The sequence below is a fragment of the Alistipes provencensis genome, from assembly GCF_900083545.1.
Lineage (GTDB): Bacteria > Bacteroidota > Bacteroidia > Bacteroidales > Rikenellaceae > Alistipes > Alistipes provencensis.
The window spans coordinates 2,981,666-2,995,058 of record NZ_LT559262.1; the positions used below are offsets into that span (position 1 = coordinate 2,981,666).

At 50.7% G+C, this 13,393-nt stretch carries 12 protein-coding genes; 1 reads left to right on the plus strand and 11 read right to left on the minus strand.

What is annotated here, in order from left to right; genetic code table 11:
* Positions 1 to 2: 2 nt before the first annotated feature.
* The 11 genes from BN5935_RS15240 to BN5935_RS11725 all read right to left on the minus strand — a co-directional run bounded on the left by BN5935_RS15240 (position 3) and on the right by BN5935_RS11725 (position 12,818).
* Positions 3 to 392 carry a hypothetical protein gene (locus tag BN5935_RS15240; protein WP_147625826.1) on the minus strand — a complete coding sequence of 130 codons (390 nt, stop codon included), beginning with the start codon at positions 390 to 392 and terminating at the stop codon, positions 3 to 5.
* 1,028 nt (positions 393 to 1,420) lie between these two features.
* On the minus strand, positions 1,421 to 2,317 hold the full coding sequence (locus BN5935_RS11680) for a BT4734/BF3469 family protein (protein WP_064976237.1): 897 nt from the start codon (positions 2,315 to 2,317) through the stop codon (positions 1,421 to 1,423).
* 93 nt (positions 2,318 to 2,410) lie between these two features.
* Positions 2,411 to 3,859 (minus strand): DUF3987 domain-containing protein, encoded by a 1,449-nt coding sequence (locus BN5935_RS11685; RefSeq protein WP_064976238.1) that lies wholly within the window; start codon positions 3,857 to 3,859, stop codon positions 2,411 to 2,413.
* A complete protein-coding gene (locus BN5935_RS11690; RefSeq protein WP_064976239.1) occupies positions 3,852 to 4,163 on the minus strand; it encodes a helix-turn-helix transcriptional regulator in 312 nt (103 codons plus the stop codon). Before BN5935_RS11690 ends, BN5935_RS11685 begins: the two co-directional genes overlap by 8 nt.
* A gap of 331 nt (positions 4,164 to 4,494) precedes the next feature.
* Positions 4,495 to 5,826, minus strand: coding sequence for a site-specific integrase (locus tag BN5935_RS11695; protein ID WP_064976240.1), 1,332 nt, complete (start codon positions 5,824 to 5,826; stop codon positions 4,495 to 4,497).
* A gap of 303 nt (positions 5,827 to 6,129) precedes the next feature.
* A complete protein-coding gene (locus tag BN5935_RS11700) occupies positions 6,130 to 6,654 on the minus strand; it encodes a hypothetical protein (RefSeq protein WP_147625827.1) in 525 nt (174 codons plus the stop codon).
* Between the two features lie 616 nt (positions 6,655 to 7,270).
* Entirely contained in the window at positions 7,271 to 7,843 is a 573-nt protein-coding gene (locus tag BN5935_RS11705) for a DapH/DapD/GlmU-related protein (RefSeq protein ID WP_064976938.1), read from the minus strand.
* An 8-nt stretch (positions 7,844 to 7,851) separates the two neighbouring features.
* Complete coding sequence (locus tag BN5935_RS11710) at positions 7,852 to 8,910, minus strand: alpha/beta hydrolase (protein ID WP_064976242.1); 1,059 nt, start codon at positions 8,908 to 8,910, stop codon at positions 7,852 to 7,854.
* 162 nt (positions 8,911 to 9,072) lie between these two features.
* Positions 9,073 to 11,154: a TonB-dependent receptor gene (locus tag BN5935_RS11715; protein ID WP_064976243.1), complete on the minus strand. Its 2,082-nt coding sequence runs from the start codon at positions 11,152 to 11,154 to the stop codon at positions 9,073 to 9,075.
* Between the two features lie 9 nt (positions 11,155 to 11,163).
* Positions 11,164 to 12,258, minus strand: coding sequence for a YncE family protein (locus BN5935_RS11720; protein WP_394330949.1), 1,095 nt, complete (start codon positions 12,256 to 12,258; stop codon positions 11,164 to 11,166).
* Positions 12,246 to 12,818 (minus strand): DUF2284 domain-containing protein, encoded by a 573-nt coding sequence (locus BN5935_RS11725; protein WP_064976245.1) that lies wholly within the window; start codon positions 12,816 to 12,818, stop codon positions 12,246 to 12,248. The genes BN5935_RS11720 and BN5935_RS11725 overlap by 13 nt, the downstream gene beginning before the upstream one ends.
* Positions 12,819 to 12,998: 180 nt before the next feature.
* Here BN5935_RS11725 and BN5935_RS11730 point away from each other — a divergent pair, with 180 nt between their 5' ends.
* Positions 12,999 to 13,364 carry a hypothetical protein gene (locus BN5935_RS11730; protein ID WP_064976246.1) on the plus strand — a complete coding sequence of 122 codons (366 nt, stop codon included), beginning with the start codon at positions 12,999 to 13,001 and terminating at the stop codon, positions 13,362 to 13,364.
* The last annotated feature ends 29 nt before the right edge of the window (positions 13,365 to 13,393 follow it).

A 13,393-nucleotide genomic window follows, 5' to 3' on the forward strand; every position in this document is an offset into this window, starting at 1 on the left:
CTTTAATTAATTCTTTTTGTGAATTTTGCTTGTTGCATATCGCGAATACCATCACCTAACCACCAAAAAATAAACATTTCATCGTTAGATAGTCTATCGACTCTTATAGTACAAGAATTGCAATGTATGTACTCCCCATCCAAGCTATATTTTTCTACATGGTAGAAATAAGCATGTCCAGAACTATTAAATGTTCCGTTACTGTTGAATGTGAGAGTAATATCCATTTTATAATTTTGGTTTTTACCCCCATCGTAATAACTATCGGTGTACCATGTTCCATACAGTAAATTTGCATCATATTCAAATTTTTTAGGATCAAACTCATCCTTTTTAGAACAGGAAGTAAAAGATAAAGTAATGATTGAGAGAAATAAGAGTAGCTTTTTCATACATGTAAATTATTAAGTTAAACAATGATACCCACCTTTTTAGAGGGCTTATTTTGTTAGGTTTTTTAGAGATATGGAGATATCACTCAAAAGGCGCAAGACACACCAAATTGTGAAGCCCCAAAGTAGGCATCCCAATCCTATTGCTACTATACTCCATTCTTCGTGGGTACAAGCAAGAACAAGGGAACATAGTGTTGTAGTAATACTTAACCCAAGAATAATATTGGCGATCAAACGAGATGTCTTCTCGACGTAGGTTTCATTTTGAGATTTGTTATTCATTGTTTTTCCACAGAGTGTGCAATGATTGTTGTCAGGTAGATTTTCGGCTCCACAATAGGGGCATAACTCTGAATTTTCCATAATAACATAACTTTAGGTTGAACAATTAATAGTCTATTGAAAAAGGCGATACTGTTGTCAGCACCGCCTTTCAGGGAAAAATTCAAATGAAAACGTGGACTAAACCCTTATTTGCTTTTAGAGGTCTTCGACTACCTTGCGATCAAATAACGAGTAAAGCCCACGCTGTAAACGTGGGCACTGGCTCTACTCTTGATCGCTTTGGAAATTGTCGAAGTTTCTAAAAGCAAGTGTAAAAAGCTGGTGCTTAACTAATATGTGTGTATTTTATTCTGTTTTGCCGTTTGTCGTGTTTTGGTTTTCCGCAAAGATAGCGATTTTTTCAAATTCCCAATCCTTGTCGCTTTAATAATGTAAACACGAGTTCCTTACGGGGAAGCATGTCCCGAGGTAATACTCCGCGAAAAGTTTGGTATATACCTTCACTTCCCTGCTGTTGAACCACCTGTTAGCGACCACGGGCGCAGACTGCGGGGATAATCTGGAGTTCGGGAATGCAGTGAGGTAAGCCTCCACTTGGCTCCACCCTGCCAAGACGTATAGGGTTATGGCCGTTCTGGTGGGTCGGTCTATCAGGTCTCGTCGAAGCATAAACGGGGTCTTGGGTCTGATGTCGCAGGCTCCGTTTTCCGATTCGCAGTTATTATAAACAACACGTCGTTTCATAAGTTCTGTTTGAATGTTAATCCGTACTCTTTGCAAATTTTGAAGAATGTAGCGAGGGTTATTCCCGTTCCCCGGCTTCGCAGGCATGCCGAATATTGCCTGTCGCACTCTGCGGGCTTGTAGGATGGCGCAAATTGACTGATGGCATGGAATATCCCCCGTCCCTGCTCCCCGAGTCCGTCGGCAATGGCAAAAGCCAGATTTCGCCATGTCTCATATCCTCCCGTGATGTCGATTCCTTGTCGGCATATCTGCTCCGTGAGCTGTTTGGTACGTTTTGCGGCCTCTTCGTCGTCCGGATGATACAAGGGCCCTATTCGGGGTTTAGGGGGCGTGTATAGCCCGGAATAGGGCTTTGCCCGCATGTTGACGTGTGGAGCTTCGTCCCAAGTGCATCCCCTGAGCCTGCATACGTCGCGGCAACATCCGTCTATGACGATTCCGAGCTTCTGGAATACACCTTTTAGGGCGTCGAAGTGCTGTTCATGCTTTTCCGGGCTGGAGATCGGGATCAGGCAAAACAATCCGTTCCTTCGCCCGCTGGCACTCAGGGAGCAATAAGCGATGTTCTGCATCCGGGCAAGACGTTGTTTCAACTCTTCGAAGTCGGTGATCTCCGGATTCTCTTTCGCGTCGATGTCTATGCAGATCAATCCGCTGTGTCGAATCAGCCCGTCTTTTTTGCGGTAAGAGAATAAGCCGCTGGGAGTGATGCCGGGCAATGACCGTTTGATCCGATCCCTCTCGGCCTTCTCGGTGAAGGTTCGAAGCCGCTCGATGTCGGCTCGGTGTGTATCGCTGTGCAACCATTCCCAAAGATTGATTTCCTGCGGATTCCTCGGGCTGGTGCAGTTTTCGAATAAACTCACGGGTACGTCGAGTATATTTTTCATAACGTCTTCGTTTTAATGGTTGTAGGTTGTATTGCGGATTGTGCCTTTATTTATAAGGGAGAACGTCGCTTACAACCTACAACCTACCTTTTTCTATTTCAGAAGTTTGCTTATCGCTTGCTGTGTTGTTCCGAGAGCTTCGGCCAATTTGGTTTGGCTCTTGATTGTGTATCGTTTGGACAACTGTTTTAGAAGGTCTGCGTTGGATAACCCTTGCCCGTTGTCTCCTTCGGCTATCAGGCGATACACCTTTTCTCCGGTTGCGATGAAATACTCGGCCAACTGGACGGCATATTTTGCGACACGCCCGTTTATTTCCAAAGGGAGGGGTTCAAGTATATGCCACGCAACAGCGATTGCGATTGCCAGCCTGTTGACATGAATCATCATCTTACTGTAAACGGCCTTCAAATGGTCTATTTCCGTCCCGTTTTGGAGGTTGACGGTCCGTTCTTCAAAAGCGCGTAAGACGGCTCTTGCGTCCTCGGTAATCGGTATTTTTCCGAGTGACTTCTCTTTGGTACGGTTGACTATCCGTTGGATAAATTCGGCATATTCTTGCTTGGTTTCATCCGGAACCCCGTCTTCTCTTGATAAGGCTTTCTTCATGTTGTCCGGCCATACAAAAAGGACCCGCGGTGCAAATCCGTTATCCCGTACTGACTTGTCCCGAAGCCATTCCATGAGTACCGGAGGTTGAACAGAGCCTAATATTGCTAAAAACGGTTCTGGAATATGTGTCGGATCGCTTGTCTTGCGATTGATCATAACGGGTCTACCGTCGAATAGCGACAAATAGTGTTGAAGGGAGCCTGTTCCAGTGTATCGGTTTAAGTCGTTGAACCAGCCCTTTACCTCGTCTCTAAATAATACAAGGCCGTCCGGATTATTGTGTAGGGCCTGAAACAGAGACTCCGGGGTGACATCGGTAATAAGTCGCTGTTTATAGATCGGTTTGGGAGGTGGCTCCTGCTTTTGCTTTTTGGCCTGCTGTTGGTACTTCTTCTGCCACTCCTGAACTGCGGCTTCCCATTCGGTGTAAGATTCCGTGTCGTTTTCCTGAATTGGAGTGTAGGCGGCAGTCATCGGATCTGATTTACCGATCCCGCTCGGGGCTACAAGAATCATCCATAATGTGGGATAGTTCTTGTATCTCTCATGCGTGTAGGCCCCTTTCCCTATTGCTCCTCCGATTGCATGGATGATCGAAGCGGCTATAAATTCCGGCGGTATACTATAGGCTTGTGTGTAGTCTTGGATGTAACTTTGCAGGAACTCCGGGAGCCCCCGGATCGGGAACGTCGACAGAGCGTTCGGGTCGGGGTTGATGTCGTTGAGATCATCCGGGATGGTAGGTTGTACCCTTGTCGGCTCCGCCTCTTCGGACGAAGCGGAATAAGGGGGAGTTTGTTCGGCCTTTGCCGGAAGGGCCGGAACTGCTTCTTCCTCCGGGCTGTCCGGGGCAAACAGTTCGATGTTGATTGGCAGATCGGTAGAGGGGATTCTCCGATTTTCAGAAGGGTCGTCGATGAACTTATTCATTGTTGTGTTCTTCGTTGTTTAAGATTTGATTAATTTCCGATAGTTTGTAGCGAGGTCTACCCCCGATGTAGACTGGGAGTAAATACCTCTCTTTCTTCCATCGCCAGAGGGTTGAGCGGTCGACGTCTAATTTCTTGGAGGTCTCATTGATAGAGAGGTATCTCTCCTCGGTCTCTGCGCGGATCGTGGCCTCCATCTGTTCTTTGGCCTCTTTGATGATCACAAGTGCGAAATTCTTGAGGTCTGCGGCGCTGACTGATAGTGTTAACTTTGCTTCGGAAGTTAGTATTTCATTAATATTCATTGTTTTGGGTTTTTAGTTTTGTCTTTCCTCGGGATTGTTACCTTGGCCCCGGATGTTTGACATTGCAAAGATGGAGGCTATGCGACCTTTTTCCATGCATGATGCTGAAAAAATGATTTATTATGTTGTAAATCAGTTTGTTATAAATACTTGCTAAGGGAAAATACCCCCCCCCTAAGCAAAAAAAGAGAGGCGAAAGCTCGCCTCTCTTGGAGTTGATCTTGTGTATGTATCAGGGGTTAAAGCCGCTTTTGAGGTAAAGGAGATTACGCTTTGGGGAGTGTGATTCCTAAAAATCGGTTATGAACAAAATACCAACATCTTTGTTGCATTATTCCAGCATTTTAACGAGGTCAGTTTTCATCTGTTCGTCAATCTTCCTATACCTTGAAAAGGCTTTGCTTCCTTCTTTGTGTCCGGATAGTGCTCCGACTAAATTAGGGTCTTTCACTTGCTTATAAAGATTGCCGACGAAGGTTCTTCGGGCGAGGTGTGAAGAAGCTATCTCGTTTAATGGTTTCACTTCTTGCTCTCGGGTTGATGGATTGACTATCGTAACCTTGCGTGTTAGCCCGGCGGCTAAGAACATCCGTTTGATAGCTTGGTTGTATTTCTGCTCGGAGATGAACGGAAGCAGTCCCGGTCCTTGATGATCTGTGTAACGATTGAGTATTTGTTTTGCAATCATGTTAAGCGGTACTCGGACCGTGAGAGGCCGTCCCTCCTTCGTTTTTCGTGGAATATACTCAATAGCCCCTTCGATTACATTCTCGTTAGTCATTTTCAGAAGGTCCCCGACGCGGCATCCGATCTGACACTGGAATACGAAAATATCCCGTTGGATGGCAAGTTGCGGATGCCGGGATAGATTGGTGTGGTATAACTTGGTGTATTCGTCTCGGGATAGGTAATAAGGTGTCCCATATACGCACTCTTGTACCTTGAAAAGTTTGAATGGATTGTTCGAGGTCCGTTCCGCATCCACGGCCCAGCGAAAAAATGTCCTCAACTTGGTAAAAATGTCGTTGAGTGTGTTCTGCCCTCGTGGCTGAGGGGTTCGGCTCTCCGGAACGGCCTCGTATATGACTTTGAATCGTTCGTCTTGGCATAGCTGATGCTCTGACTTGAGGAACTGCTCAAGGTCTTGCAGGGTGTCTACTTTTACGTTATCCAGTGTTAGATGAAATCGTTCGCCGTGGATTTGCTGTGTGTATAATTCGTATCGTTGCAGAGCTCTCCGGACTACACGATAGTTCTTTTTTCGGACCTCTGATAGTTTGTGCTTTTCGAGAAATTCATCGAAGGTTTCGAAAAACGTCTGTGAGGAACGTTCGTACTTCTCCGGATGGTGGAATTTGTCGATGATCTGTTCGATCCACGCTTTATTTACGGTTGCTTTATCCGCGAGTGTGAAGGCTTCGATGATCAGGTTTTTGAGTTCATCCAACTTCTTTTGGAGTATTACAAGGTCCTTCTGTTCTTGTCTGTCCAATCGTGGGATGATGGGCTCTTCCTTTGCGGAATCCCAGCGGTTAGGGGCGATGTATAGGCCGCTCTTAACTCTGAAAATAAAGTCTCGTCCGCCGACGAATCGGAATAACAGCGGAGATTTTCGGGTGATCTTGTCTTGTTTGGAAGATAACGTAATTGTGATCCGTGCCATAAGCGATTGATTTAACTAATGGCAAAGTTAGTGAAATGGTTGACAAAAATGAATATTATTGTCAACATAATTTCAACTTAATACAATTTGAGGCAATATAATGCAATAACTTTCTTTGATTTAATATGTTGTAAATTAGGAAAATAAATTAATTTACCTATGAAAAAAGGATAGGTTCAGAATAGATACTTATTGCATATTTCAAACACGGCTCCGGGTACGGAAAACACCACTTAATCAGTTGATTAAGTGGTGTTTTGCTTTTGTTGGGGTGTAAATAGAACAACTACTGCAATGATTTTTTCATTTGTCGTTAAGTGTTTCCTTAATATCCTTTATATTAAGTGAAATATTACAAAATACGCGTAATAAAGCCCAAATAACCAATGTAGATACAAGAATGGCGATTGCGCTTAATATGGCTGTAAATCCCGTTATCGTATCGTAATCACTTATCAACATTATTCCGAATATGAGGACAGTAACGGTAATAATAACCCCGCAAACCATAACGAGTGTTGCAATAGTTCTCAACGCAGATTCTGACGCATTGGATTGAGTAGATGTTTCGTACTGAATCTTAACTCCTTTATGTTTGGGTGCTTCGTTTGATACACTCGTTTCATTTTTTATGATTTCTTTCAGGATTTCCAAAATTTGTTCGTTGGGTAATTCTTTAGAATCCCCATTATTAACTACTCTTTTTCTAATCTCTAGCCAAGCCTGTTCTACGGCTTCTTCTTGATAATCACCTTTGGGCGAGGATACAATTTCTACGAGTTTTTCGTTTGTGTTCTTCGCAATTACATCTTCAAATTTGTTTTTCATCTTCATTTTGTTTTAGTTTCACTTTTCAATGACCAAGTTTGGGGCGCAGATAATATTGTGTTTTTATAAAAGTGTTCAACGTATGTAGTGTAATCCGATGCGTTGATAGCATTACGTTTTAATGTACGTTTCCGGGGTGACTAAAGCCTATAAAACGCAAAACGGCGAGCTGTTTTCAGCATCGCCATTCATTAGTTACGTTTACGAAAACGTGGACTAAACTATTATCTGCTTCCCTCGGTCTTGGCCAACCTCGCACAACAAATAAATAAGTAAAGCCCACGCAAACGTGGGCATTAACGTAATTTTCATTGTGCTTCAAATAAACGGCCAAGTTTAGGGAAGCGAAAAAAAGCTAATGCTTAATATCGTTATTTTTTATTTACGTTTCTGTTTTGTCAAAAATTGGTGTTAGTTAAAACGGTTTTGTTTTATCATAAATTTATCTCAAAAGACTAATTTAGGCTTATAATGAGACAAAGTTATAAAACTTTTAGCGAAAAACAAGGTCTGTCAATTCCCAATTGTTGAGCTGAAAATCGTGCGGGATAATCGGCAATGTCAAATCCTGCTTATCGGTCCTGTTCGGCGGCTTGTTGCGCAGGGGGCGATCATTTTACTGTCGAACATGGATGCCTCGGATCGGTTTGGCCGGGACTCCGCCGACGATGGTGTCGGCCGGGACATCGCGCGTTACCACCGCCCCTGCTGCAACGACGGCATTGTCACCGATGGTTACTCCTTGGAGGATCGTGGCGTTCGACCCGACCCAGACATTCCGGCCGAGTGTGATCGGCGCCGGGTGGGTCGTCTTGCGGTCTTCGGGCGCAAGGCCGTGGTTGAGCGTGGCGAAGACGACGTTGTGCCCGATCTGGCAGTCGTCGCCGATGGTTATGCCACCGTGGTCCTGAAAATGGCAGCAGGCGTTGATGAATACCCTGCTGCCGATATGGATGTTTTTGCCGAAATCGGTGTAGAACGGCGGGAAGACGCGCAGCGAGGGAGCGACCTCGCGGCCGAACAGCCGGGAGAGCAGGGCCCGCACCTCGCCGGGCGTGTGGTAAGCGCCGTTCAGCTCGAACGTGACACGCCGGGCCTCGTCGCTCATTTCGTTCATGAACCGGTGGATATCGGGCGTGTCGAGCGGGCCGCGCGTCTTCACATATTCCAGAAATTCGGGGAGTGTCATCATGTTTCTTATTTCAGATACTCCCGGAAGAAGCGTTCGATCTTGTCGAACGGGATCAACGTCAGGTTGTCGTACAGGTCCACATGGCTGGCGCCGGGGATAATCAGCAGCTCCTTGTTGTCGCCTTTCAGTTTCCGGAAGGCATCTTCGCTGAAATAGCGCGAATGGGCCTTCTCGCCGTGGATCACCAGCACAGCACTGCGAATTTCGTCGCTGTAGGTCAGGATGGGCGTGTTGATGTACGACAGGTCCGAGGTTTTGTTCCAGCCGTTGTTCGAATTGAGCGAACGGGGATGATAGCCGCGCGGGGTCTTGTAGTAGGCGTGGTAATCCTTCACGAACTGCGGGGCGTCGTCGGGCAGCGGGTCTACTACCCCGCCGGCAAGCGCATAAGTGCCGTTTTTCGCATCTTCCGTGCGCTGGGCGTTGAGCTGCCGGCGGAGTTCATAACGCGCGTCGGCATCCATCGAATCGAAGTAGCCGTTGGCCTTGACGCGGTGCATATCGTACATCGTCGCCGTTACCGTCGCCTTGATGCGGGTGTCGATGGCTGCGGCGTTGAGCGCCAAGCCTCCCCATCCGCAGATGCCGAGGATGCCGATGCGCTCGGGGTCCACGTTGTCGCGCGTCGAGAGGAAATCGACGGCGGCGCTGAAATCCTCGGTGTTGATGTCGGGCGAAGCGACGTAACGGGGTTCGCCGCCGCTCTCGCCGGTGTAGGAGGGGTCGAAGGCGATGGCGAGGAAACCCCGTTCGGCCAACGTCTGGGCGTAGAGGCCCGACGCCTGCTCCTTCACGGCGCCGAACGGGCCGCTGACGGCGACGGCAGGCAGTTTCCCGGCGGCATCTTTGGGCGTGTAGAGGTCGGCTGCGAGCGTAATGCCGTAGCGGTTGCGGAAAGTCACTTTCGTGTGGTTCACTCGGTCGCTTTGCGGGAACACCTTGTCCCACTCCCGGGTCAGATTCGGATTTTCTTTCATGGTCGTATCGGAATGATTGTTGTGTCCAAAGCCGGAAAGCAGGCATGCCGCAATCAGGGCCGCTGCCAAGATCAGGATTCGTCTCATATTGCATTCGTATTGGTTTACGATGCAAAAGTAGGGAACAATCACCGTCCGGACTTTACCAATATCATGGATATGCCTACCAAGATTACTGATTCCGGCTGAAAAAGCGGGCGGGATGCCGTCGATTCGACTGTATTCCGTCTGTAACGGCTTGCGCCGTATTTATTTCCGCCTGCCCCACTTGGGTTTGATGCCGATGAAGAACTCGACGTTCATGCGCGGCATGGGGCGCGCGAGTATCGAGAGGTACTCCTCATTGAAGAGGTTGTTGACGGTTCCTTTGAGCGAGAGGTCGGCCCAGCGGAATGCGAATCCCTTTTCGAGCGAGAGGTTGCTCATCAGGTAGGGAGTCAGGGAGCCCGTGAGGGTAATGTCGTTGCTCGACATGGTGTAGCGCTGGCTGTAATAGCAGAACTGGTACAGCAGCCCCCAGCTTTTGTAGGTCAGCCGTCCGGTCGCCGTGGCCGAGAATTCCGGTTCGTAGGGCAGTTGCTTGCCGACGGACTGGTCGGCCGGGGACATCGGTTCGCCCTCGTTGATCGACGGCGCCCATGAAAAAGTGCCGTTCAGACCCAGTTTCAGCTCCTTTGCCAGCACTACGGCGAGGTCGGCCTGCGCCTCCACGCCGTAGGCATGGACCTTTTTGATGTTTACGGGCGAGAAGAATCCCTTGGCCGTCGGCAGCCACAGAATCCAGTCGTCGATATGCTGGTCGTACCACGACGCCGAGCCCGACAGCGTATAGATTCCCTCTTTCCCCACGGCGAACGACAGCCCGGCTTCGTACTGGAATCCGCTCTCGTTCTTCAGGTCGGTATTTCCGCCCGGCAGGAAATAGAGGTCGTTGAGCGTCGGGAAACGGTAGTTGCGCGACACGGAGGCTTTGGCCACGATGTTGCCGCGCTTCGACAGCAGGTAATCGGCGAGGAATGCCGGGACCGTGGCCCACTTGGTTCCGTACATTTGTTCCCGCACGACGACCGACATGCCGATCCGCTCCGTGGGCCGCCACTTGGCCGACACCGAGCCGTCGAGTTCGATGCGGCCTTTGTCATAGCCGACGATGCCTTTGCCGCCCTGCTGGAGGATGATGTTCTTATCCACGCTCTTCACGAAATGCTGGTGCGCCGAGAAGCTGGCCGAGAAAAACCATTTTTCGCCGACGGAATATTCTCCGTCCACCTGCCCGTAGAATGTGTCGATCTTGCTCCGTGAACGGGTCATGGTGTTCATTATGCCGTTGCCGGGGTCCCGGCGATAGTCGTAGGCCATCCATGTATGGATATACCCCGCTTTCGCCGCGACTTTCCAGTCGTTCCGGTAGTGGTCCCACGAGAGGACGCTGCGCAGGGTGTGTTCGCGCTGGCGGTTCTCGACCTGCGTGTCGTCGGCATAGTCGGTCGTCAGCAGGGCCAGCTCCCGGTTGGAATTGATATACCAAGCGTTCAGTCCGAAGCGGTCGCCGCGCCCGGTGTTGTAGTAGACCTCCTGCAAGACATGCACGTCGTCGAAAGCGCCGCTCTTGTTGCGCTCGGTGGGATAATACGACCCGATGATGTTCATGTCGTCGTCGTAGATGTTTATCTTCTTGTCCCGGTTGCGGTACTTGTAGTCGTTGGCCGAAGATTGGTAGACGGCGCGTGTCGATACCTGCCAGTGCTCGTCGCCCCATGTCAGGCGCAGGAATTCGTCGAAAGTCCTGTACATGCCGATCCCTTGGATGTATTGCAGCCCGAATCCGTCGGCTGCGGCCGGTGCGGTCGAGAGCTTCACCAGTCCGCCCAGTCCGCCGCCCGTCTCATTCACCGACGAGGTGCCGTGCAGCAGCGAAGCGTCGTCGATGAAATAGGACGGGATCATCGAGAAGTCGGTCATGCCCAGCATCGGGTTGTTGATGCGCATGCCGTTCCACGTCACCTGCGTATGCGAGGGGCCCGTGCCGCGGAACGACACGGTCGAAAGCGTTGCGCGGCCGTACTGCTTGACGAAGATCGACGAGTTGAACGTCAGCACGTCGGCGATCGACAGGGCGATGTTCTCTTTGAGGACGACCGAGTCGAATTTCGTCTCCTGCATGCCGATACTTTTCATCGGCCGCCGGCCCCAGACCGGGACTTCGCGGATAGCCACGACGCCCTTTTCGCGCCACGATGCCGCTCCGGTCTCCTTGGCGGATTGGTCTGACTGCGCCCGCAGCAGTGCCGGAAGCAACAGGAATGCGAACAATATGACTTTGTTTTTCATCTCGTTCCGTTATTTCCAGCAGAATGCGCCGGGCGTGACGCCCACATAAAATTCATCGACCGGTTCGCCGTTGGCCCTATAGCGGTAGATGATCCCCTGCTGCTGGTAGTCGATGGCGTCCGCGACGTAGACATCCCCGTTGCGGGGATTGACCGTCAGTCCGTAGTATTTCGTGTTGCGGTATTTCAGGAACGGGCGCGCCGGAATGCGGTCGGCATCGACATCCATCGCCCAGATGTCGTCGTTGATCCAGAAAAGTTTGTCGCCCGTACCGTTGATCTGCACCTCCGAAGGGCTGTCGCCCAGCTTGAATTTGAACTGCTTTTCGATCTCGAACTTCGCCGCGTCGATGCAGTAGAGCGACGGGGCTTCGTAACCGTAGGGACTCCCCTCGTAGCCGCCGTCGGTGATGGTCCACAACTTGTAGTTCTTATCCATCACCAGCGACGTGGGCTGGATACCCACGACCAGTTCATCGACCACCCGGTCGGTTTCGGTGTCGATTTTCAGGATGCGGTTCTGGTACGACCAGCAGTTCACGAAGACGTATTTGCCATACTGCACCATCTGCTCCGTGGAGCCCGATTCCATCGTCATGTTCGGACACTCGATGTAGCCCGTTATTTCGTACCGCTTGGGGTTGACGATGAAGATACGGTTGTCCCAGATCTGCGTGACATAAGCCTTCTCGTCCGAAACGAAATGGATGTAGCGCGGAGAGGAGAGGTTGGTGATGCGTCCCACCTCCCTGAACGTGTTGATGTCGATGGCGAAGATGACGTGCGAATTGTTCACCACGATCCAGCCCACGCCGTCGCGGATGGTCATCGACTGCGCCACGTCGCCCAGCTTCATGGCGTTGGCCCGGTAGAAAACCTCGTTTTCCACCTGCTTCGTTTCGGGGTCGTAGTACGACAGCGTCGCATTTCCGTACTGGAACATGCCCTCGTTGGTGATGAACAACCCCGTGCCCGATGCCGAGAACTCCTCCGTCTTGCCGTAGTCCCACTTCATGCAGCCCCCGAGAGCGGTCAGGCAGAGGGCTGCGGGGAGTATATAGCGTAAAATCCGTTTCATGGATGCAAAGATAGCTATTCGTTCCATATAACGTTTTCCGCATTGTGGAAAAAGCCGCAGACAAGGGTCAGGTACTCGGGGATATGGCCGTCGCGGCTCCACTTCAGGTCGATGCCGAACAGTTCGGAGGTCGTGCGGCCGATGTCGAACCCGCACGCTTCGAGCGAGGGTCGGACCTTGTCGGGGTGACGGCAGGGCTTTCCCGAGGGGCGCGTGCAACTCCCTTCGGGGCAGTAGAGACATGTCCCGACGTAGGCGAACGAGCGGCCGCCGTAGAGACGTTCCATTTCGAGCAGGCGCTCTTCGAGCCGCAGCCGCTCGGGGTGGATCAGCCGCTTCGACTCCGAAAGGGGAATGTCGCGCTCTTCGGGAACGATCTTTGTAGCGACGAGCAGTGCCGAGGCGTATCCCGAGAGGTACTCCCCCACGTCGAACCCGAACGGCGGGCATCCCCAGCTGTTCCCGTAATTGGGGCAGGCGCGGCAGTAGCCGCCGATTCGCCCGGCGTCGCGGAACCGGGCGATGTATTCGGCAGCCGGGAGTTCGGCGGTAAAGTCCCGGGCGGTGTATCGGAGTGAAAATTCCATGCGGCAAAAATAGTCGTTTAATCGCTCTGTGACCCCGTTTTCGGAAAATAATGCGGATTTCCGGACAGTTTTTCGGAATAAACCGCTATATTTGTCCCGAAGCCACTCCCCGTCCGCAGGGACGAACGGAGTCGGCAGGAGGCTTTTGATGATGACGGACCGAACCAAAACGCAGCGCTTATGAATATTGTATTATATGGTGTCCCGGCGGAAACCGCCCGGCAGATTGCAAGGAAATACGACCTGAACCTGGTCAACACCCCCGATAAATTCAACCCGGCCGGATCGCTGGTCGTCGTTCCCCCGATGACCGCCCCGCGCCAGTTGCTGACCTTCTACAATGCCATGCTGCATCACGAAGACGCGGTCGATGCCGTAATCATCTGCGGTCTGGAGACCTGCGACGCGGCCAGCACCGTTCAGTACTGCACGCCTCCGGGCAAATTCTTCTCCCTGAGCGGTGAACTCGAAGCCGAAGAGTTGGAATCGGAACTCGTCCTGATCCTCGACTCGCTGTTCGCCGAGGGCAACCGGATCAATCTTTAGACATACGCCGGCCGTCGGGCCGCTTATTA